The sequence below is a fragment of the Mesorhizobium sp. WSM4850 genome (assembly GCF_055811735.1).
Map to the genome: position 1 here is coordinate 159,787 of NZ_JBVVPV010000001.1, position 20,649 is coordinate 180,435.

20 protein-coding genes are annotated in these 20,649 nt (G+C 63.2%); 14 read left to right on the forward strand and 6 right to left on the reverse strand.

Annotated features, from left to right (window positions below; all coding sequences use genetic code 11):
- Positions 1-11: 11 nt before the first annotated feature.
- The 3 genes from AC0L2Z_RS00750 to AC0L2Z_RS00760 all read right to left on the reverse strand — a co-directional run bounded on the left by AC0L2Z_RS00750 (position 12) and on the right by AC0L2Z_RS00760 (position 3,277).
- On the reverse strand, positions 12-1,457 hold the full coding sequence (locus AC0L2Z_RS00750) for a DUF5691 domain-containing protein (RefSeq protein ID WP_473626271.1): 1,446 nt from the start codon (positions 1,455-1,457) through the stop codon (positions 12-14).
- A complete protein-coding gene (locus AC0L2Z_RS00755; RefSeq protein WP_128171921.1) occupies positions 1,454-2,854 on the reverse strand; it encodes an SWIM zinc finger family protein in 1,401 nt (466 codons plus the stop codon). The genes AC0L2Z_RS00750 and AC0L2Z_RS00755 overlap by 4 nt, the downstream gene beginning before the upstream one ends.
- 63 nt (positions 2,855-2,917) lie before the next feature.
- Positions 2,918-3,277: a hypothetical protein gene (locus AC0L2Z_RS00760; protein WP_473626272.1), complete on the reverse strand. Its 360-nt coding sequence runs from the start codon at positions 3,275-3,277 to the stop codon at positions 2,918-2,920.
- A gap of 25 nt (positions 3,278-3,302) precedes the next feature.
- Between AC0L2Z_RS00760 and AC0L2Z_RS00765 the strand changes: the two genes are divergently transcribed.
- From AC0L2Z_RS00765 to AC0L2Z_RS00810, 10 genes are all read left to right on the forward strand, one after another.
- A complete protein-coding gene (locus tag AC0L2Z_RS00765; protein WP_027152561.1) occupies positions 3,303-4,277 on the forward strand; it encodes a sugar-binding transcriptional regulator in 975 nt (324 codons plus the stop codon).
- A gap of 44 nt (positions 4,278-4,321) precedes the next feature.
- On the forward strand, positions 4,322-5,767 hold the full coding sequence (locus tag AC0L2Z_RS00770) for an ABC transporter substrate-binding protein (protein WP_128167495.1): 1,446 nt from the start codon (positions 4,322-4,324) through the stop codon (positions 5,765-5,767).
- Positions 5,768-5,951: 184 nt separating this feature from the next.
- Complete coding sequence (locus tag AC0L2Z_RS00775) at positions 5,952-6,875, forward strand: carbohydrate ABC transporter permease (protein WP_091599904.1); 924 nt, start codon at positions 5,952-5,954, stop codon at positions 6,873-6,875.
- 9 nt (positions 6,876-6,884) lie between these two features.
- Positions 6,885-7,742, forward strand: coding sequence for a carbohydrate ABC transporter permease (locus AC0L2Z_RS00780; RefSeq protein ID WP_023800184.1), 858 nt, complete (start codon positions 6,885-6,887; stop codon positions 7,740-7,742).
- A gap of 6 nt (positions 7,743-7,748) precedes the next feature.
- Positions 7,749-8,867 (forward strand): ABC transporter ATP-binding protein, encoded by a 1,119-nt coding sequence (locus AC0L2Z_RS00785; protein ID WP_473626274.1) that lies wholly within the window; start codon positions 7,749-7,751, stop codon positions 8,865-8,867.
- Complete coding sequence (locus AC0L2Z_RS00790; RefSeq protein WP_473626275.1) at positions 8,864-9,988, forward strand: ABC transporter ATP-binding protein; 1,125 nt, start codon at positions 8,864-8,866, stop codon at positions 9,986-9,988. Before AC0L2Z_RS00785 ends, AC0L2Z_RS00790 begins: the two co-directional genes overlap by 4 nt.
- Positions 9,988-11,541 carry an FGGY family carbohydrate kinase gene (locus AC0L2Z_RS00795; RefSeq protein ID WP_473626277.1) on the forward strand — a complete coding sequence of 518 codons (1,554 nt, stop codon included), beginning with the start codon at positions 9,988-9,990 and terminating at the stop codon, positions 11,539-11,541. The genes AC0L2Z_RS00790 and AC0L2Z_RS00795 overlap by 1 nt, the downstream gene beginning before the upstream one ends.
- Positions 11,542-11,551: 10 nt before the next feature.
- Positions 11,552-12,592, forward strand: coding sequence for a 2-hydroxyacid dehydrogenase (locus tag AC0L2Z_RS00800; RefSeq protein ID WP_473626278.1), 1,041 nt, complete (start codon positions 11,552-11,554; stop codon positions 12,590-12,592).
- A gap of 49 nt (positions 12,593-12,641) precedes the next feature.
- A complete protein-coding gene (locus AC0L2Z_RS00805) occupies positions 12,642-14,159 on the forward strand; it encodes a glycerol-3-phosphate dehydrogenase (RefSeq protein ID WP_473626279.1) in 1,518 nt (505 codons plus the stop codon).
- Positions 14,159-15,100 (forward strand): sugar phosphate isomerase/epimerase family protein, encoded by a 942-nt coding sequence (locus tag AC0L2Z_RS00810; RefSeq protein WP_473626281.1) that lies wholly within the window; start codon positions 14,159-14,161, stop codon positions 15,098-15,100. Before AC0L2Z_RS00805 ends, AC0L2Z_RS00810 begins: the two co-directional genes overlap by 1 nt.
- Before the next feature lie 43 nt (positions 15,101-15,143).
- Here the strand turns inward: AC0L2Z_RS00810 and fba are convergent, their stop codons facing one another.
- Positions 15,144-16,208, reverse strand: coding sequence for a class II fructose-bisphosphate aldolase (gene fba, locus AC0L2Z_RS00815; protein WP_473626282.1), 1,065 nt, complete (start codon positions 16,206-16,208; stop codon positions 15,144-15,146).
- Positions 16,209-16,497: 289 nt separating this feature from the next.
- On the opposite strand from fba, the gene AC0L2Z_RS00820 reads away from it, so the two are divergent.
- The 4 genes from AC0L2Z_RS00820 (at position 16,498) to derI (ending at position 18,764) form a co-directional block, all read left to right on the forward strand.
- Positions 16,498-17,265, forward strand: a complete 768-nt coding sequence (locus tag AC0L2Z_RS00820) for a DeoR/GlpR family DNA-binding transcription regulator (RefSeq protein WP_473626284.1) — start codon at positions 16,498-16,500, stop codon at positions 17,263-17,265.
- Positions 17,266-17,345: 80 nt separating this feature from the next.
- Complete coding sequence (locus AC0L2Z_RS00825) at positions 17,346-18,131, forward strand: triose-phosphate isomerase (protein WP_473626286.1); 786 nt, start codon at positions 17,346-17,348, stop codon at positions 18,129-18,131.
- 43 nt (positions 18,132-18,174) lie between these two features.
- Positions 18,175-18,324 carry a hypothetical protein gene (locus AC0L2Z_RS00830; protein ID WP_473626288.1) on the forward strand — a complete coding sequence of 50 codons (150 nt, stop codon included), beginning with the start codon at positions 18,175-18,177 and terminating at the stop codon, positions 18,322-18,324.
- The gene (gene derI / locus AC0L2Z_RS00835) at positions 18,321-18,764 is read left to right on the forward strand and encodes a D-erythrulose-4-phosphate isomerase (protein WP_027152577.1); all 444 of its coding nucleotides are present in this window, start codon (positions 18,321-18,323) and stop codon (positions 18,762-18,764) included. The genes AC0L2Z_RS00830 and derI overlap by 4 nt, the downstream gene beginning before the upstream one ends.
- Before the next feature lie 112 nt (positions 18,765-18,876).
- On the opposite strand, the gene dhaL is transcribed toward derI, so the two are convergent.
- Positions 18,877-19,515, reverse strand: coding sequence for a dihydroxyacetone kinase subunit DhaL (gene dhaL, locus AC0L2Z_RS00840; protein ID WP_473626289.1), 639 nt, complete (start codon positions 19,513-19,515; stop codon positions 18,877-18,879).
- 12 nt (positions 19,516-19,527) lie between these two features.
- Complete coding sequence (locus AC0L2Z_RS00845; RefSeq protein WP_091599882.1) at positions 19,528-20,535, reverse strand: dihydroxyacetone kinase subunit DhaK; 1,008 nt, start codon at positions 20,533-20,535, stop codon at positions 19,528-19,530.
- Between the last annotated feature and the right edge of the window lie 114 nt (positions 20,536-20,649).

Genomic DNA, 20,649 nt, shown 5'->3' on the forward strand with positions numbered 1-20,649 from the left:
CTCCGGATTGATCATGTGTCGGTTCTAGACTGATGTTCGGCCAGCGCCGCGTTGAGACGCAGGACACTGAGTGATGGGGCTGCGGGCGGCATGCCGGCTGCGACGACCTCGTCGATCAATTTTGCTGCCGTGGTCGCCGTGGCAAGGAAGCAGATCGTTTCCAGTATATCGTCGGCGCCTCGGCGCATGGCGTCGTCGGTTCCCGCAACGGCGGAACGCAGCGCCGCAACAGCCGACCCATTCGAAAGATCGTCCCATTCCAGCCAGCCAGCATCAATGCCTTCCGCCAGATTGATCGCGTTGAGGTAATTCGCTTGCTTGAGGATCAGCCGGACGAGGGCTCGTTTTCTGCGACTGTCCAGGCGCGGCGTGAGGTGCAGTACGAACAGCGCTGGCTTGCCGCCATCGGCGACAAGTGCGTCGGCCATATGCGTCACCGCGGCGTCGCTCCCCGAAGCGGCGACCATTCGTGCGATCAGGATGTCGGCATTGTTGTCGGCGCCGAATTGCCAGGCGCCTATGAACTCAGGTTCGGTAGCACTGAACCGCGCGGCCAGGTCGACGAGATTGCAGGTCTCGAACAATTCGGCGCGACGCGTTTCCTGCGCCGGCGATTTCAACTTCGCCGGCGTGTAGATGCTGCGGCGGCGGATGAAGCCGGATTTGCCTTCGCTGATGAAAGCGGCGAGTTCAGCTGCGGGATCACCCGGTCCGCCATCGTCTGAACGGCCGTGCTCTCCCAACCTTGCCAGCAGCCGGCCAGCCAGTTCGCGCACCTTGCCGGACCTGTCGGCGGAGAGGCTTTTAAGGAACGGCGCGTCCTCAGGATTCAGGCCGAAGCGCATGAGTTCGACGAGCGCAAGCCTGACCTCGGCGGGCTCGCCCGACGCCTTGGTCTCGATCAGCAGTCGAGCCGAAGCCGGTTCACTGCGGCGCATGTCTGCCAGCGCGATGCGTCGCGCGGCGGGATAGAACTCATCCCAATTTTCCGACGTCAGTTTCTCTTGCGGGGCATGTCTCTCCCCGTCCACGCTTGCTTGCCAGTCGATCCAGGGGGCGTAGACGTCCGGACTGTTCTGATCCGACGCGACGGGCATCCAGTCCATCGGATGGAGCACAAAGCCGCGGCTGGCGACAAGCGTCACCACGCGCGTCTTGCGTCGCGCGTCGACGGCATGTTTCAGAGCGGCTCTCAACAGCGGCCGCAACCGCTCCGGCAGCATCGGGAGCGCAAGCCTGGGCAGCGGCGGCCGGCGCTTGAGCGTCTTCGGCGCCGCCGGCCGCAGGGCGACGTCGAGCGCTTGTGCTGCGATTGCTAGGAGCCGGCGCTCCTGCTCGTCGGGACTTGCACCGCCGGCGATCGTCTTCCAGGCGGTCGGAGCCAGATCGAAGGTGGCTCCGCCGGTGATCCAGCAATCGCGCATTGTCGCCAGGCCTGTTTGCTCGCCCTCGTTCACGACAGGTCAAGCCTCCCGAATCCGCTTTGAGCCGCCAGAAGGTCAAGCCGGGCGCCATCCCAGAGCGCTGCCGTGGCCGCAAGGTCGAGGCCGAGCAATGTTTGATTGACAGCGCCTGCGATCGGCAAGGCGATCCCTTGCGGATCATCCGCGGCCTGCCACCAGCCTGTGCCGCGGTCATCGACCAGGATCGCACCAGGCGGCAGTATGAGAGGACAATCGGTAATCCAAGGCGCAGCATCCTGATAGGAAGCATGCGTGGCGAGTGGGTCCTTTGCAGCGCCAAAGCTGAAATCAGGCCACGCGCCGGACGTCACTTCACCCATGCGTTCTGCCACCAGTGCGCGCAGCGGCTTGCGTGATGGATAGAAGACCAGCCGGGCATCGAAACGATCGCCCGGCGCAAAAGCGTTGGACCGGCGTCCGGCAGAAGCCGGAAAATAATCAAGCAGCACGGCAAATTGCGGGGTAGCGCACTTCAGATCGAGCAGCCAGGTCGAATGGCTGACGAGACCGTCACGGCGGCTCTCGATCTTCTCGCCCAGAACCTCCCAGAAGCTTTCGACCTGTCTTGCATCCGGATTGGCCAGAACCTGTTCGCGGGTTTCAGAGGTCGATACGAGGCGCTTCAGCTCTGGGTCGTCGGGCGACGCCCGCCATGCCTTGGCCAGCAGCACAAGCTTGCCAAGCTCACGGATCGCCGCATCCGGTTTTTCTTCGCTGCGCAGCGCCATCAGCCGCGAAGGGATCTCGTCGATGCGACCGGCAAGCGCGGTTGCCTTCATGTCGACCAGCCGCGCGGCAATCCGGCGGCAACGGTCGCTGCTGCCGTCGACAAACCCGGAAAGACCAAGCCGCAACTGGTCGGCGATCCATTGATCGAGTTCATCGAGCGCCGCCGACACTGCTTGTCGTGTGTCTTCCGCCCGCTTGCGCTGCGCAGCCTCACGACGCTCCACCGCCGCACCGTCTTCGACGGCGGCGCTGTCGTCCGTCCGTGCAGCCTCATCAATGCTTTTGGCTGCCACACCTTCTATCGGTTGCGCTGGCGGTGGCGTCGTCTTCCTGCGCCGGCCAAGCCAGTCATTCACCCATTCAGGCGAGGATTCAGCGGCTGCAAAACTGGCTGGCGCGGTGGCGGCAATCCACATCAGCGCCAGCGTGTGCTTGCACGGGAATTTTCGCGACGGGCAGGTGCATTTGTAGCCGTGATCGCCGGTGTCGACCACCACCCGATATGGATTGGAGCCGGAGCCCTGGCATTCACCCCAGATGAGCGCCTGGGGCTCATGCTTTTCGAGCCGCGGCCAGTTCGATCGTTTGGTCAGCTTGGAGGCGGCGCTCAGCGACGCCTGATCGGGAGCAAGCGCCTCAATGGTCTTCAAATCGAATTCCAAGCCGCGCCCCTCGTGACTCGAACCAAACACCTGTCGGAAGGATAGATAGCCGTTCGTGAAGAATTATTGTAGCTCTCGCAATGTGAAGATCGATACTTCTCGGCCCCTGTCCTCCTTGCCCGAATTCGCCTGATCCGCAAGCGAGCTCCACCGCCATTCGGCGGGCAGAGCATTTTCAGCAAATCGGCGGTTGGCGTCGGTCAGCCCAGTTATGCGCTCATTGAACGGGAGCAGGCCTTTGCGGCCATGCAACTGGTTCGCTTGGAGCGAGCCGTTCAGCCCTTCAGGTCGACAGGCATGGCATTTCAGACTGGCACCGCCCTGCACGATGGCTGCTTCAGCAGGCCTTTTTTGCCCTCTCAAGGTGATTTGAACGCTGCGACGCTTGACTCCTGCGACACCTTGTGAAAAATTTTGCATCACCTGATAAAAATATCTTAGGGCGGAAATGGTTGGTTTTGGAAACGGCCTCCTGCGCGACGATGAAACCAGTATGGCGACGCGCGCCGCCTGGCTCCATTATGCTGGCGGGCTGACCCAGTCGGAGGTTGCCAAGCGGCTTGGCCTGACCAGCCTCAAGGCGCATCGCCTTATCACCAAGGCCAATCAGGAAGGGCTGGTCAAAGTCTATATCGACGGCGAAGTGTCGGAATGCGTCGCGCTTGAAGACGATTTGTCCAGCCGCTACGGCCTCGATTATTGCGAGGTCGTTCCCGACTTCGATGGCGAGGACTTGCCGCTCAAGGCGCTCGGCATCGCCGGCGCGCAGTTCCTCAAGCGTGAGATCGAACGCGGCGAGGATACGCTGATCGGCGTCGGCCATGGCCGCACGCTCGCCGCCTGCGTCGAATATCTGCCGCGCATATCGGCCGAAAAGACCCGATTCGTCTCATTGCTCGGCGGCCTGACGCGCAAGTTCTCGGCCAATCCGCACGACGTCATTCACCGCCTGGCCGAACGGACCGGCGCCGAAGCCTATGTGATGCCGGTGCCGATGTTCGCCAACACGGTCGAGGATCGAACCGTGCTGCTTGGGCAGAAGGGCATCAGCGAGGTTTTTGATCTCGGCAAGGCCGCCGACCTGCTCATCGCCGGCATCGGCACTGCCGAGCGCGAGGCGTCGCTGGTCGCTACCGGAATGATCGAGAAGGGCGAAATGGAGGAGATCCGACGCAACGGCGGTGTCGGCGAACTGCTCGGCCATTTCTTCGACGATGCTGGAAAGGCGGTCGAGACGACGCTTTCCAACCGCGCGCTGGCGCTGGCGCGCGAAGACATCAGCAATCGCAGGATTGTCGCCGTTGCCGGCGGCAAGGTGAAGGTTCGTGCCATCAAATCGGTGTTGGAGGGCCGCTATCTCAAGGGCCTGGTCACCGATGAGCGGACGGCGCGAAAACTCGTGGAGCAGACGCCGGTCGGGTAGCCGGCAGCCATTCGATTGAAACTACCCTGTGGAGGAGAAGACAAATGCATGAGAAAGAAAAAGACCTGATCGACGCGTTCCTGCGCGGACAAGTCGATCGTCGTGGGCTGATCAAGGGCCTTGGCGCGATGGGCCTTGCCGCCGGCACCGCCGGAACGCTGCTCAACCTGGGGCAGACCCGTGCGCTGGCGGCGGATTTCGACTGGCAGGCGCACAAGGGCAAGACCATCAAGCTCTTGCTCAACAAGCATCCTTACGCGGATGCGATGATCGCCAACCTTGAAAACTTCAAGAAGTTGACCGGCATGGAAGTCGTCTACGACGTCTTCCCGGAGGATGTCTATTTCGACAAGGTCACCGCTGCGCTGTCGGCCAGCTCGCCTGAATACGATGCCTTCATGACCGGCGCCTACATGACCTGGACCTATGGCCCGGCCGGCTGGATCACCGACCTTAACGAGTGGATCAAGGATCCGACCAAGACCAACGTGAACTATGCCTGGGACGACTTCCTGCCCGGTGTCAGGAAGTCCTGTGCCTGGAACGGTCAGCCCGGCGGCGTGCTCGGTTCCGACGACGCCAAGCAGTGGTGCATTCCGTGGGGCTTCGAACAGAACAACATCACCTACAACAAGGGCATGTTCGACAAGGTCGGGGTCAGCGTTCCCGGCAATATGGACGAGATGGTCGCTACGGCGGCCAAGCTCACCAAGGATGTCGGCGGCGGCGTCTACGGCATCGGCGTGCGCGGCTCGCGCTCCTGGGCGACGATCCATCCCGGCTTCCTGTCGGCCTATGCCAACTTTGACCAGAAGGACCTGAACGTCTCGGCTGACGGCAAATTGTCGGCCGCGATGAACACCGCCGAATCCAAGGCCTTCCACAAGCAGTGGGTCCAGATGATCCAGGAGAGCGGCCCCAAGGACTGGTCGACCTACACCTGGTATCAGGTCGGCACCGACCTTGGCGCCGGCGCCTCGGCGATGATCTTCGACGCCGACATCCTCGGCTACTTCATGAACGGCGGCGACAACAAGATGGCCGGCAAGCTCGCCTTCTCTGCCTTCAAGGCCAATCCCGCCGCCAAGGCTCCGACGCCCAACATCTGGATCTGGTCGCTGTCGATGTCCAATTTCTCGAAGGACAAGGACGCCACTTGGTACTTCATGCAATGGGCATCAGGGCCCGAGCATGCACTGTTCGGTGCGACTGAGATGGACTTCGTCAATCCGGTGCGTCAGTCGGTCTGGAACGACCAGATGTTCCGCGAGAAGCTGAACAAGAGCTATCCGGGTTATGTCGAGATGTTCGACGTTTCGGCGCCCGGCGCCAGCATCAAGTTCACCCCGCAGCCGCTGTTCTTCGATCTGACCACCGAATGGGCGGCGACGCTGCAGAAGATGGTGGCCAAGGAAGTGCCGGTCGACGAAGGCCTCGACATGCTGGCCAGCAGCGTCGACGGCCAGCTCAAGGAAGCCGGGCTCGGCTGAGTCCTGGCGGCCGGCCGGCCCGCTGCTGCGGGCCAGCCGGCCATTCCACTGCGAAGCGGCGCCTGGAGCATCGGACCCAAATTCCGATGTTCAAACAACGGCGGTGCCGCCACTCGCCCAACCGGCCGCCTAGCTCCCTGGGCGGCCGGCAGGGCGAAGCAACAGAGATGACGGGTGAGCCACGATGACTACGGCGACAATGCAAAGAAACAGGCCTTCCGGCTTCAGGATCAGCAAGAAAGTGCTGCCCTATGTGCTCAGCCTGCCGGCCTTGCTCGTCTGCATCGGCATCCTGATCCCGTTCTTCACGTCGGTCGTCTACTCGTTCCAGCGCTACCGGCTGAGCCAGCCCTGGGCGCGGCAGTTCAACTGGGGCGACAACTACATCTCGTTTTTCACCGACCCGAGATTCTGGAACACGCTGGAGATATCGCTGCTCTATGCCGGCATCACCGTGCTGCTTGAACTGCTTCTCGGTCTCGGCATCGCCATGCTGCTGCAGAAGCGCTCGACGCTGAACAACTTCATCTCGATCATGCTGTTGATGCCGCTGATGACGGCGCCGGCGCTTGCCGCGCTGATGTGGAAGCTGATGACCAATCCCGGCTTTGGCGTGCTGAGCTACCTCGCCAGCCTGATCGGATTGCAGGATTTCCGCTGGGCTTCGTCGCCGTCGACCGCGCTTTTCACGGTGGTGCTTGTCGATATCTGGGTCTACACGCCCTTCATCATGATCCTGCTGCTTGCCGGCCTGCGCAGCCTGCCGACGCAGCCCTTCGAGGCGGCGGCACTTGACGGCGTGCCGCGGAGTTTTGTGTTCTTCCGCATCACCTTGCCGATGCTGACGCCCTACATCCTGACGGCGACGCTGTTTCGCCTGCTGGATTCCATCCAGCAGTTCGACATCATCTATGCCATGACCCAGGGCGGTCCGGGCGACACGCTGACCGTCTTCCAGGTCGAGGCCTATCTCAATTTCTTCCAGTCGACCAATGTCGGCCGCTCGGCGGCGCTGATGATCATCCTGTGGGCGATCACCTATTTCCTCTCCAACATCTTCATCAAGAACTGGCTGCGGCTGCGCGAACGCGCCCGCGGCCTGGCATAGGAGGCCGGGATGGAACACACCTCGCTTCTCGAACGCATCCTGCGTGGCATAGCCCTGACGTTGGTCGTGATCTTCTTCATGTTCCCGATCGTCTGGATCCTCATGATGTCCTTCCAGACCAACGAGACCATCCTGCGGATTCCGCCGCAGCTTGTCTTCAAGCCGACTCTGGCCAACTACACCGCGCTGATCACCGGCAAGCTGACCACGGCGGCCGGCACACTCGACATCGCCTTCATGCGCAACCTGTGGAATTCGGTATTCCTGTCGGTCACCTCGGTCGCCGTCGCGCTGCTGCTCGGCGTCCCCGCCGCTTACGCCTTTGCCCGGCACAAATTCCGCGGCTCGGAGGACATCGCCTTCACGCTGCTGTCGTTCCGGTTCGCGCCGGCGCTGCTGGTGCTGCTGCCGCTCACCCTCTATTTCCAGAAGCTTGGACTGGCCAACACCTATATCGGGCTGATCTGGGTCTATCAGCTGATCTGCCTGCCGCTGATCCTGTGGATCGTGCGCGGCTATTTCGAGGACATCCCGGCCGATATCGAATACGCCTATCGCATTGCCGGCCATTCCTGGTTCGCCACCTTCCGCAAGATCGCGCTGCCGCTCGCCGGCCCCGGCATCGCGGCTGCCGGCCTGCTCGCCTTCATCTTCGCCTGGAACAATTTCATCTTCGCGCTCGTGCTCGCTTCGGCCGACAAGCAGCCGGTGACGGTCGGCGCGCTCGCCTTCATCACCTCCTCCGGCATCCAGTACGGCCAGATCTCGGCAGCGATCGTGCTGTCGATCACCCCGACGCTGGCGCTCGCCCTTTACGCGCAGCGCTATCTCGTCGAAGGCCTGTCGCTCGGTGCGGTGAAAGGATAGCTCCCGATGGCCAGCCTCGAATTGCGAAATGTCGTCAAGCGCTACAAGAGCCAGACTGTGCTCGACAATCTGTCGTTGAGCGTCGCCGACGGCGAAACCCTGGTCCTGTTCGGACCGTCCGGCGCCGGCAAGACGGTGCTGCTGCGGCTCGTCGCCGGCGTCATCGACCCTGATGAGGGAAAAATCTTCATCGGCGGCGAGGACATGACCGATCTTGACGCCGAGTTCCGCGGCGTCGGCATGGCATTCCAGAATTTCGCGCTGTTTCCGCACATGACCGCCTTCGACAACATCGCCACGCCGCTTCAGGCCAAGCGATCGTCGCAAAGCGCGATGAAGGCGGGTGTCGAGAGCGTCGCCAAGCTGCTGAAGATCGGCCACGTGCTCAGCCACAAGCCACGGGCGCTGTCCAACGGCCAGAAGCAGCGCACCGCGCTCGCCCGCGCTCTGGTCGGCTCGCCGCCGGTGCTGCTGCTCGACGATCCGCTGCGCAACGTCGATGCCAAACTGCGCTTCGAGATGCGGCTCGAACTGCCGAGGCTGCTGGCAGATCGCGGTGCGACCGTCGTCTACGTCACCCAGGACTACAAGGAGGCCATGGCGCTCGGCGATCGCATCGCGGTGATGTCGCAAGGCGTCATCAAGCAGCTCGGCACGCCCGAGCAGATCTATCGCGAGCCGGCCAACATCGAGATCGCGCGGCTGTTCGGCGATCCGACAATCAACCTGCTCGACGTCAAGCCGTCGCGCGATGCCAAGGGCATCTATGTCGGTCTGTCGAATGTCCAGGTCCATTTGACCGGCGCCTATGACGCCACGGTCGGCCGCGATTGCGTGATCGGCTTGCGGCCCGAAGCGCTGCGCTTCGTCGACGAAGGAACACCCGCGGCCATTCCGGTGACCGTCGAGGCGGAGACGCCGCTCAACGAAAAGGTCGTCACGCTGGTGCGCACCGCGCGCGGTCGCGAAATCCTGGTCTCCCGGCCGGCCGGAACAGCGGGTCAAACCGAGGGCAGGGCCCATATCGCCGTCGACGGCAAAAGCGCCCTGCTGTTCGATCGTGCCAGTGGCGACCGTATCGGCTCGAAAAACGTCGTCAATTTGCGCAGCGGAGAAGCGGCATGAGCCAGAGCGCACTCACCATTTCCGGCGTCGACAAATTCTACGGCCCGATCGACCGAGGTGTGCACGCCGTTCAGAATCTGACGATGGAAATCGACAAGGGCGAGATCGTCGCACTGCTCGGCTCGTCCGGCTGCGGCAAAACTTCGACATTGCGCATGATCGCCGGCTTCGAAGAGGTCTCGCGCGGTAGCATTTCGGTTGCCGGCCGCAAGGTGCACACGCTGCCGCCGGTCAAGCGCAATGTGGCGATGGCGTTCGAGGGCTATTCGCTGTATCCGCCGCTGACCGTGCGCGAGAACATGGCGTTCGCGCTGAAGGCGGCCAGGCTGCCGAAAAGTCAGGTCGACGCGAAAGTTGCCAGCATCGCCAAGCTGCTCGAGATCGAGGACATTCTTGAGCGCTATCCGAGTTCCATCTCCGGCGGCCAGCAGCAGCGCGCCAGCCTCGGCCGGGCGCTGATCCGCGAGGCCGACCTGCATCTGCTGGACGAACCGATGGGCCAGCTCGAGCCGCAGCTTCGCGCGGTGCTGCGCGGCCGCATCAAGCACTTCATCAAGGAGCGCGGCTTGACCGCGATCCTGGTCACCCACGACCAGACCGAGGCCAACGCGTTGGCCGACCGGATCGCGGTGATGGAAGGCGGCGTGCTGCAGCAGTTCGATACGCCCGATATGCTCAAGCAGCGGCCGGCCAACCTGTTCACCGGCACGTTCGTCGGCGAGCCCCCGATGAATGTCTTCGAGGCCTATGTCGGCACGGCCGCCGACAAGATCAATCTGCGGCTGCCCGACGGGCTTTCACTCGACTATGACAAGGACGCGTTCAGCGGCTCGGTTCGCGACGAATTGCTCAAACGGCAGCGGGTCGTCATCGGTGTCAGGCCCTATGCGGTTCGCCGTTCGAAGGACGGCGTGCCGGCGACGGTTTCGGCCAACCAATGGCTCGGCGACCAGACCCATATCGCCGCGGATTTCGCCGGCAGCTCGCTGGTCCTGGTCGAACACGACCGGACCCGGCTGGAGCTTGGCGCGCCGATCAACATCAGCATCGATCCGAAAAATCTGCACGTCTTCGATCAGTCCAGCGGCATGGCCATTTCGCACGGCATGGAGCTTGCCTGATGCGGGATGTGCTGATCGGCATCGACGCCGGCACGTCTGTCATCAAATCCGTCGCCTTCGACACGGCGGGCCGGCAGCTCGCGGCCGCGGCAGTGCCGAACCGGTACGAGACCTTGCCGGGCGGCGGCGCCGAGCAGGATCTGGCACGCACCTGGACCGATACCGCGACCACATTGCGCCAGCTTGCCGACAAGGTGCCGGACCTCGCCAGCCGCATCATTGCGATCGCCGTGACCGGGCAGGGCGACGGCACCTGGCTGATCGACAAGGACGGTGAGCCGGTCGCCAAGGGCTGGCTGTGGCTCGACGCGCGCGCTGCCGCCATCGTCGAGGAGATCCGCGCGCGCCCCGATGACCGGCTTCGTTTCGAAAAGACCGGCAGCGGGCTCGCCGCCTGCCAGCAGGGGCCGCAGCTTGCCTTCATGAAGCGCAACGCGCCTGACAGGCTTGCCGGCGCCGCGACAGCGTTCCATTGCAAGGACTGGCTCTATTTCAACCTGACCGGCGAACGCGCCACCGATCCTTCCGAGGGCACCTTCACCTTTGGCGACTTTCGCACCCGCGGCTATTGCGACGAGGTGCTTGAGGTGCTCGGCGTCGCCGACCTCAGGCATCTGCTGCCGCCGATCGTCGACGGCACCAGGCATAGCGCCGGCCTGTCGGCGGCGGCTGCCAAAGCGACCGGGCTGCTTTCCGGTACGCCGGCGGTACTGGCCTATGTCGACGTGGCCTGCACCGCGCTCGGCGCCGGCCTGCTCGACCGCGAGCGCAAGCCTGGCTGCTCGATCATCGGCTCCACCGGCATGCATATGCGGCTTGCTCAGACGCCGGACGAGGTGCTGCTCAACGAGGCCAGGACCGGCTACACGATGACGATGCCGGCGCCCGGCGTCTTTGCGCAGATGCAGTCGAACATGGCAGCGACGCTCAACATCGATTGGATCCTTAGCCTCGCCTCCGGCATACTCGCCTCGCAAGGCATCACCCGCAGCAATGGCGAGATGATCGCGCTGGTCGACGAATGGATATCGTCATCGGAGCCGGCCTCGCTGCTCTATCAGCCCTATGTGTCGGAGGCCGGCGAGCGCGGGCCGTTCGTCGATGCCAATGCCAGGGCCGGTTTCGTCGGCATTTCGTCGCGGCACGGTTATGCCGATATGGTTCGCGCTGTTTTTGAGGGGCTGGCATTCGCGTCGCGCGATTGCTACGCCGCCATGGGGCCGCTGCCGAGCGAAATCCGGCTGACCGGCGGCGCCGCCAGAAGCCCGGCTCTGCGCAAGATCCTCGGCGCTGTCGTCGGCGCCGACATTCGCGCCAGCCAACGCGAGGAAGCCGGTGCGGCGGGCGCCGCGATGATCGCTGCGGTCTGCGTCGGCCAATACAATTCGATGGACGAATGCGTCGGCGAATGGGTCACGCCGCTGCTGGGCGCGGCGGAACCGAGCGACCGAAAACTTGCCGCGATCTATGAGCGGGCGGTTCCGTCCTACACATTGGCGCATGAGGCGCTGCGGCCGGTCTGGCGGTCGATGGCCGCATCCAGGGCAAACTGAGAAGTCGAGCATGCGTAAGAAGATTGCAATCATTGGCGACCGCTTCATGCTTCCCGAGGTCTTTCGCGAGAAAATCGAGAAGGCCTGCGGCGACAATCTCGACATCCGCACCCTTGAGGCGGCCTGGCCCGACGAGCCGATGGAATTCGGCAATGCGGCGCTCGGCCTCGACAAGGTGAAGGAGTATTTTGGCGATCCGGACGAGGTGGTCGATTTCATTGGCGACGCCGAGATCTTCGTCACCCAGCTTGCGCCGCTGTCCGAGACCATGATGCAGCGTCTGCCTGCGCTGAAGCTGGTTGCGGTCTCGCGCGGCGGCCCGATCAACATCGACATGGTTGCCGCCAGGGCCCACGGCATCACCGTCGTCAATGTGCCCGGCCGCAATGCAAGTGCTGTGGCCGAGTTCACCATCGGCGCGATCCTTGCCGAGACGCGGCTGATCCGGGTCGGGCACGAGGCCTTGCGCAAAGGGGAATGGCGCGGCGATCTCTACCGGGCCGACCGTACCGGCCGCGAGCTCAACGAAATGACCGTCGGCGTCATCGGCTACGGCAATATCGGCACCAAGGTTGTCCGCCTGCTGCGCGCCTTCGGCTGCCGCATCCTGGTCACCGATCCCTATGTGCAATTGAGCGCCGAAGACCGCAATGCCGGCGCCGAACTGGTCGCACTCGACGATCTCCTGTCCCGCTCCGACGTGGTGACGCTTCATCCCCGGGTGACCGAAGAGACCCGCAGCCTGATCAACAAGGACACCATCGCCCGGATGAAGCCGGGGGTGATTTTCGTCAACACCGCGCGCGGGCCGCTGGTCGACTACGACGCGCTCTACGATGCGCTGGTCTCTGGCCATATCGGCAGCGCCATGCTGGAGACGTTTGCGGTCGAGCCGGTGCCTGCCGACTGGCCGCTGCTGCAGCTTCCGAATGTCACCTTGACGCCGCATATCGCCGGCGCGTCCGTGCGCACGGTGACCTATGCGGCCGAGCAAGCGGCCGAAGAGGTGCGCCGCTTCATCGTCGGGCTCCCGCCGGTCAACCCGTGCTGAAGGTCGCGGCAGCCATGAAACGCAATCCAGGCATAGAGGATCCGGCGAGATGAGTGGCGCCACTGAAATCGTCGATCTGTTCGTCATCGGCGGTGGCGTCAATGGCGCCGGCATCGCGCGCGACGCAGTCGGCCGCGGGCTTTCCGTCATCCTGTGCGAAAAAGACGATCTTGCCGAAGGCACCAGTTCGCGATCGGGAAAGCTCGTCCATGGCGGCCTGCGCTATCTCGAATACTACGAATTCCGGCTGGTGCGCGAGGCGCTGATCGAACGCGAAGTGCTGCTTGAATCGGCGCCGCATATCATCTGGCCGATGCGCTTCGTGCTGCCGCACAGCCCGGACGACCGGCCGGCCTGGCTGGTCCGGCTCGGCCTGTTCCTCTACGATCATCTTGGCGGCCGCAAGCGGCTGCCGGGCACCCGCACGCTCAACCTGCGCACCGCGCCCGAAGGCGCGCCGATCAAGGATGCGTTCAAGCGCGGTTTCGAATATTCCGATTGCTGGGTCGACGACGCCCGTCTCGTCGTCATCAATGCGCTCGACGCTGCGGAACGGGGAGCCAGGATCTTTACCCGGACCGCCTGCACCGCCGCCCGCCGTGAAAACGGCCTGTGGTCGGTCGAGATGCGCGACAGCCGAACCGGCGTCAGGACCATGGTTCGGGCGCGTGCGCTGATCAACGCCGCCGGTCCCTGGGTCAACGACATCATCAACCGCGTGGCTGGCCAGAACTCCAAGCGGAATGTCCGGCTGGTCAAGGGCAGCCACATCGTCGTGCCGAAATTCTGGGAAGGGCGGCAGGCCTATCTGGTCCAGAACAGCGACAAGCGCGTGATCTTCATCAATCCCTACCAGAACGATCTGGCCCTGATCGGCACCACCGATATTCCCTACGAGGGGCGGCCGGAAGACGTGGCGGCGGATGCCAGCGAGGTCGACTACCTGATCAAGGTGGTCAACCGCTACTTCAAGCGCGAACTTGCCCGCGACGATGTCATCTACTCGTTCTCGGGCGTCAGGCCGCTCTATGACGACAACGCCGACAATCCGAGCGCGGTGACGCGCGACTATATTTTCGAACTCGACGCGTCATCCGGGCAGGCGCCGCTGCTCTCCGTCTTCGGCGGTAAGATCACCACCTTCCGCAAGCTGGCCGAGCATGCGCTGGACCGGATCGCGCCGTTCTTTCCGAAAATGGGCAAGCCGTGGACGTCGAAAGGACATCTGCCGGGCGGCGATATCGCCAACGCCGACTTCGAGCAGTTTCTCGGCGACCTCGGCCGCGAATATCCCTGGATGCCGGCATCGCTGGTCAAGCAGTATGGCCGGCTCTACGGCACCAGGACGCGCGTTCTGGTCGGTGCGTCCAGGTCGCTCACCGAACTGGGCCGGTGCTTCGGCAAGGATTTTTTCGAACGCGAAGCCAGTTATTTGTTCGAGCATGAATGGGCGCTGACCGCTGCCGATATTCTCGAACGGCGCACCAAGCACGGCCTGCATCTGTCCGCCGCGGAAAGAGCCGCCTTCGAGGACTGGTGCGTTGGCCGACTGGTGAGGGCCGGCTGATGACTTTTACGCTTTCCCTCAACACCAATCCGCTGGTCAACCGTTTTGCCGAACCGGACGATCTGATCGACGCGATCGCCTACGACATCGGCATCCGCGACGTGCAGCTCACGCATGAATTCGTCAATCCCGGCTGGCCGGCGGCGACGATCTCGAAATTCGTCCGCCTGTTCCGCACGGCGCTCGACCGCACCGGCGTGCGCGTGACGTCCGGGATGACCGGCCCTTACGGGCGGCTCAACCATTTCGGCCATCCCGACGCCGACGTGCGCCGCTACTACGTCGATTGGTTCAAGACCTTTGCCGACATTTCGGCCGAGCTCGGCGCCAGCGGCATGGGCACGCAGTTCGCGATCTTCACGCACCGGGATTTTGACGATCCCGAGCGTCGCGCGCGGCTTTTCGAGATCGCGCTGGAATGCTGGCGCGACGTCGCCGAGCATGCCAGGGCGGCGGGTTTGACCTACCTTTTCTGGGAGCCGATGTCGGTCGGCCGCGAATTCGGCCATACGATCGAGTGCTGCCGGGCCCTGCACAACGAGATCAAAGCGGCCAGCATGGCCATTCCGTTGAAGATGATGGTCGATATCGACCATGGCGACGTCACCTCGAGCAACCCGGCCGACATCGATCCCTATGCCTGGGCCGAAGCCTTTCCCACGGTATCGCCGATCATCCACATCAAACAGTCGTCGATGAACAAGGGCGGCCATTGGCCGTTCATCGTCGCCTACAACAAGGACGGCCGCATCACGCCGGAAAAGCTTCTGGAGACGGTTCGGCGCGGCGGCGGCGTCGACAACGAGATCTGCCTCGAACTGTCGTTTCGCGAACGCGAGCCGGTCGACCACCAGGTCGTCGCCATGATCCGCGAGTCGGTCGACTACTGGGCGCCGTTTATCGAGACCGGCAGGGCGGCGATTTTGCCGCGAACAGGATAGATGAACAGGAGCCGATGCGGCTCCTGTTCCGAACCAGAATACGTCAGCCGAATTTCGGGTCGAGACTGCCCGACTTGTAGCGCTTGGCCATTTCCGAGACCGGCAGCGGCTTGATCTTGGGGGCGTTGCCGGCGGTGCCGAACTGCTCGAAGCGCTCTTTGCACAGCCTCCTCATGGCGGCCATTGCCGGCGTCAGATATTTGCGCGGGTCGAACTCGCTCGGGTTCTCGGTCAGCACCTTGCGGATCGCGCCGGTCAGCGCCATGCGGTTGTCGGTGTCGATGTTGATCTTGCGCACGCCGTGCTTGATGCCGCGCTGGATCTCCTCGACCGGCACGCCCCATGTCGGCTTCATCTGGCCGCCATACTTGTTGATGATCTCCTGCAGCTCTTCCGGCACCGAGGATGAGCCGTGCATGACCAGGTGCATGTTCGGCAGGCGGCGGTGGATCTCCTCGATCACGTTCATGGCGAGCACCGCGCCGTCCGGCTTGCGCGAGAACTTGTAGGCGCCGTGGCTGGTGCCCATTGCGACGGCCAGCGCATCGACATGCGTGTCCTTGACGAACTGCACCGCCTGCTCCGGATCGGTCAGCAGTTGGTCGTGGCTGACGGTGCCCTCGACGCCGTGGCCGTCTTCCTGTTCGCCGCCCCCCATCTCCAGGGATCCGAGAACGCCGATCTCGCCTTCCACCGACACGCCGCCCCAATGCGCCATGTCGACGACGCGCCGCGTGATGCCGGAATTATAGTCGTAATCGGCCGGCGACTTGCCGTCCTCCTTCAGCGATCCGTCCATCATCACCGAGGTGAAGCCGTGCTGGATCGCGGTCACGCAGGTGGCTTCGTTGTTGCCATGGTCGAGATGCATGCAGACCGGGATATCGGGATGGATCTCGACCAGCGCGTCGATCAGCTTGGCCAGCACGACGTCGTTGGCATAGGCGCGGGCGCCGCGGCTCGCCTGCAGGATGACAGGCGATTTGGTCTCCTCGGCCGCCTCCATGATGGCAAGGCCCTGTTCCATATTGTTCATGTTGAAGGCAGGCACGCCATAGCCGTGTTCGGCGGCATGGTCGAGCAATTGTCTCAATGTGATGCGAGCCACCCAATGGTCTCCCGTATTTGGTTTCAAGCTATGGTTTGCGAGCTGTCCGTTCGTCGTTCAGCCCATTGATGCTTCTGGCCGGATTTCCGGAGAACCGCAACCTTTGGCCATGCCGCCGAGAGCAATTCTTGTTACAAGGCAGCGATCAGAAGCAAGGAATATCCCAAGGAAACATAACACCATCACAAAAAATTTGGCATGCATGCGATTTTATCTGTTATAATGGTTCTAACGCGCCGTTCTGCCACGGCGGACGCGGCGATGCGAATTAAAGGAAACAGGCTGGACGATGAAGAGCGACGGCCGGCGGCAAGGCATCATGGATTTTCTGATGGACACCGGCACGGCCAGTGTCGATGACCTTGCCTCGCGCTTCGGCGTGTCGAAGATGACCGTCCATCGCGACCTCGACGAGCTCGAGGAAAGCGGCTTCCTGCGCAAGATACGCGGCGGCGCCTCGATTCAGCCGAGCGGCCTGTTCGAAAGTGATTTCCGCTACCGTCAGAATCAGGCCGCAGAGGAGAAGCAGCGCCTGGCGGTTGCCGCCGTGGCTGTCATCGAACCGGGCCAGACGGTGATCATCGACGACGGCTCGACGGCGGGCGGCATTGCGCGCCACCTTGCGGATCTGCGCCCGCTGACCGTGATCTCCAACAATCTGGCCGTGATACAGGATCTGGCCGGCGTTGCCGGTATCACCCTGATCGCGCTCGGCGGCCAGTACAGCAAGAAATTCCACGGTTTCTTCGGCCTGCTTGCCGAGGACACGCTGAGATCGTTGCGCGCCGATGTCGCCTTCCTGTCGTCGTCCGCCATCCACGGCGTTTCCGCCTTCCACCAGGACCAGGAAGTGGTCCATACCAAGCGGTTGATGATGGCCGCGGCCGCCCGCAAATATCTGCTGGTCGATCACGGCAAGTTCGGCCGCACCGCCCTGCATTTCCTGACCGATCTCAAGGCGTTCGACGCCGTCTTCACCGGTCGAGAACTGGGACCGCAGATGCGCGAGGCGCTGGATGGCGCCGGCGTTTCGCTGACACTGGTCGAGAAGGACTAGACCATGATCCCGAAAAGTGGGAACCGGTTTTCGGAAAAGATCATGGTCAAAGAAGATAGAGCCCCATCCCGCCTCGCGGGATGGAACAGGCTCTAGAAGGAGGACGCGTGGCTTACTGGGTCGGCACAAGCTGGAAAATGAACAAGACGCTTGCAGAAGCGACTGACTTTGCCAGGGCGCTGGCGGGGTTCGTCCCCGGTTTCGACGACCGTATCCAGCCCTTCGTCATCCCGCCCTTCACGGCGGTCCGCGAGGTCAAGAAAGCGCTGGCATCGACGCGGATCAAGGTCGGTGCCCAGAACATGCACTGGGCCCACGCCGGCGCCTGGACCGGCGAGATCTCGCCGGTGATGCTGACGGACTGCGGGCTCGATCTCGTCGAGCTCGGCCATAGCGAACGGCGCGAGCATTTCGGCGAGACCGACAATACGGTTGGTCTCAAGACCGCAGCGGCGGTGAAGCACGGGTTGGTGCCGCTCATTTGCGTCGGCGAGACATTGGCGCAACGCAACAGCGGCCAGGCCGATGCGGTGCTGGCCTTGCAGGTGCACGGCGCGCTGCAATACCTCGAAGGCCAGGCCAAGGCGGCGACGATCCTGTTTGCTTACGAACCGGTCTGGGCGATCGGCGACAAGGGCATTCCGGCAAGTGCCGACTACGCCGACAGGCAGCAGGCGCTGATCAAGAAGATCGCCGGCGATCTTCTGCCGGCCATGCCGGCGGTGCTTTATGGCGGCAGCGTCAATCCGCAAAATGCCGCCGAGCTGATCGGCCAGCCTCATATCGACGGGCTGTTCATCGGCCGCTCCGCCTGGCAGGCGGAAGGCTATATCGACATCCTCGAACGCGCCTCGGCGGCGATCTAGAGCATGATCCCGAAAAGTGGAATCCGGTTTTTCGGAAAAGATCATGCTCAAACAAAAAGATAGCATGATCCCGAAAAGTGGAATCCGGTTTTTCGGAAAAGATCATGCCCAACAAAAGTTAGAGCCCCATCCCGATGCCATCGGGATGGAACAGGCTCCAGAGCAATCGAACAGGAAAGGACAGAAAAAATGAAAATAGCCATTGGGGCCGACAGCGCCGGCAAGCCGCTGCTCGACGTCATTGCCGCTCACCTGGCCACCAAGCCCGGCCTCTCCGTCAGCGACGTCAGCCAGGCCGGCTACTATGCCGACCTGTCGCAGAAGCTCGCCCAGACCATCCTCGACGGCGAAAACGATCGCGGCATCTTGTTTTGCGGCACCGGCATCGGCGTTTCCATCTCGGCCAACAAGGTGCCCGGCATTCGCGCCGCACTCACCCATGACACCTATTCGGCGGAGCGCGCGGCGAAATCCAACAATGCCCAGATCATCACCATGGGCGCCCGCGTCATCGGCCCGGAACTGGCCAAGTCGATCGTCGATGCCTGGCTCGCATCGGAGTTCGACGAAAACGGGCCATCGGCCGGCAATGTCCAGGCGATCGACAGGCTCGACGCGGCGAAGCTGGGCTAATGCATGTCGCCCAAAAGCATGCCCTCGGGCGTGAACCGAGGGTGCGCAGCGGTTTTGAGATAACGACATGTATAAAACAGGAGCTTAAGCGCGTCGCATTGATGCGATGCGCTTAAGCCAGGCTTTTTCGCATCGCGCCGATAACGGTGACCGCCGACGCCGCGCCGGGGTCGACGTGTCCGAGCGACCGCTCGCCGAGCCGCGACGAGCGGCCCTTCGCGGCGATCATATCCTTGGTCGCCTCGGCGCCCCGTTCGGCTGCTTCGAGGGCGGCTGCCAGGCTTTCGGACAGGGTCTTGCCGGCGGCATGGGCAGCGGCCGCGGCTTGCGCCGCCGGCAGCCAGGCGTCGACCATCGTCTTCTCGCCGATCTCCGCCTTGCCGCGATCCTGGATGCCTTGCGCCATCGCCTGGAACAGGGCGACGACATCGGCGCCCGCCAAGGTCGCCTTGCCCTTGACGGCAGCCGCACCACGCATGAAGGCCGTCGCGTAGAGCGGCCCCGACGAGGCGCCGACGGCGTTGAGGAACGACTTCGCCGCAGTGTTGAGGAGAACAGTCGGCTCGGTTGCCGTGAGCTCCAGCGGCGCCAGCGCATCGCGCACCGCCCCAAAGCCGAGCGCCATGGCGATGCCATGATCGGCGTCGCCGATGACCCCGTCGAGCTGACAGAGCCTGTCCTTGTCGGCTTCGATCGCCACCGCGATCGCATCGAACATTCTTTTCAGATCGGCTGCATCGATGGATGTCATGGATGCACCCTTTCAGCCGGCGCGGAACATGGCGCAGTCGCAAGGATGGTCGAGCATCGTCTGCAATTCGGCGTCGAGATGCATCAGCGTCACCGAGGCGCCGGCCATTTCGAGTGAGGTGCAATAATTGCCGACCCAGGTCGCGTGAACTGACACGCCGATGTCATCGAGCCGCTGCTTGACGCGCCGGTTCATGATGTAGAGCTCCATCAGCGGCGTCGAGCCGAGCGAATTGATGAGCACGGCGACCTTGTCGCCGCGTGCCGGCGCCATCTCGTCGACGATCTTGTCCAGCATCTCGTCGGTGATCTCGTCGGCGGTTTTCAATTTTCCGCGGGCGATGCCCGGCTCGCCATGGATGCCCATGCCGATCTCCATCTCATCCGGTCCGATCTCAAAATTCGGCCGGCGGGTCTGCGGCAGCGAACAGGGCGACAGCGCCACGCCCATGGTGAAGGTGTGATCATTGGCCTTCCTGGCGATACGCTCGCATTCGTCGAATGACAGCATCCGCTCGCAGGCGGCACCAGCGGCCTTGAAGATGAAGAAATTGCCGGCGACACCACGGCGCTTTTGCCTCTGGTCGCGCGGCGCCGATGCCACGTCGTCGGTGGTCAACACGGTGCGCACTTCGATGTCATCCATCGCCGCCATCTCTGCGGCCATGTCGAAGTTCATCACGTCGCCGGCATAGTTGCCATACATGAACAGCACGCCGGCGCCGCCGCTGGCCGCCTTGGCGCATTCAAGGATCGGGTCCGGCGGCGGCGAGGCAAAGACATTGCCGATCGCCGCCGCGTCGGCCAGCCCCTTGCCGACGAAACCGAGGAAGGTCGGCTCGTGGCCGGAGCCGCCGCCGATGACGAGGCCGACCTTGCCCTGGCGAGGTCCATCGCGGGCGATGATCGAGCGTGGGCTGCCCTCCATGCTTTTGAGATGGCGGGGATGCGCGGCCAGAATGCCTTCCAGCATCTCGTCGACAGTGCGGTTGCCGTCGTTGATGATCTTCTTGGTCTGCACCGGCAGCCTCCCGATTTCGGTAATTTCGCAGATAGTACAGCGTGTTACCGGAATTTCCACCCGGGGAGGGAGATTTCACGCGGCAATATGTTCCGGCGCGGCCAGTATCTGCAC

Coding starts and splice junctions, on each gene's coding strand:
- AC0L2Z_RS00765 (WP_027152561.1), top strand. CDS start 3,303: ATGGTTGGTTTTGGAAACGGCCTCCTGCGCGACGATGAAACCAGTATG.
- AC0L2Z_RS00770 (WP_128167495.1), top strand. CDS start 4,322: ATGCATGAGAAAGAAAAAGACCTGATCGACGCGTTCCTGCGCGGACAA.
- AC0L2Z_RS00775 (WP_091599904.1), top strand. CDS start 5,952: ATGACTACGGCGACAATGCAAAGAAACAGGCCTTCCGGCTTCAGGATC.
- AC0L2Z_RS00780 (WP_023800184.1), top strand. CDS start 6,885: ATGGAACACACCTCGCTTCTCGAACGCATCCTGCGTGGCATAGCCCTG.
- AC0L2Z_RS00785 (WP_473626274.1), top strand. CDS start 7,749: ATGGCCAGCCTCGAATTGCGAAATGTCGTCAAGCGCTACAAGAGCCAG.
- AC0L2Z_RS00790 (WP_473626275.1), top strand. CDS start 8,864: ATGAGCCAGAGCGCACTCACCATTTCCGGCGTCGACAAATTCTACGGC.
- AC0L2Z_RS00795 (WP_473626277.1), top strand. CDS start 9,988: ATGCGGGATGTGCTGATCGGCATCGACGCCGGCACGTCTGTCATCAAA.
- AC0L2Z_RS00800 (WP_473626278.1), top strand. CDS start 11,552: ATGCGTAAGAAGATTGCAATCATTGGCGACCGCTTCATGCTTCCCGAG.
- AC0L2Z_RS00805 (WP_473626279.1), top strand. CDS start 12,642: ATGAGTGGCGCCACTGAAATCGTCGATCTGTTCGTCATCGGCGGTGGC.
- AC0L2Z_RS00810 (WP_473626281.1), top strand. CDS start 14,159: ATGACTTTTACGCTTTCCCTCAACACCAATCCGCTGGTCAACCGTTTT.
- AC0L2Z_RS00820 (WP_473626284.1), top strand. CDS start 16,498: ATGAAGAGCGACGGCCGGCGGCAAGGCATCATGGATTTTCTGATGGAC.
- AC0L2Z_RS00825 (WP_473626286.1), top strand. CDS start 17,346: ATGGAACAGGCTCTAGAAGGAGGACGCGTGGCTTACTGGGTCGGCACA.
- AC0L2Z_RS00830 (WP_473626288.1), top strand. CDS start 18,175: ATGCTCAAACAAAAAGATAGCATGATCCCGAAAAGTGGAATCCGGTTT.
- derI (WP_027152577.1), top strand. CDS start 18,321: ATGAAAATAGCCATTGGGGCCGACAGCGCCGGCAAGCCGCTGCTCGAC.
- dhaL (WP_473626289.1), bottom strand. CDS start 19,515: ATGACATCCATCGATGCAGCCGATCTGAAAAGAATGTTCGATGCGATC.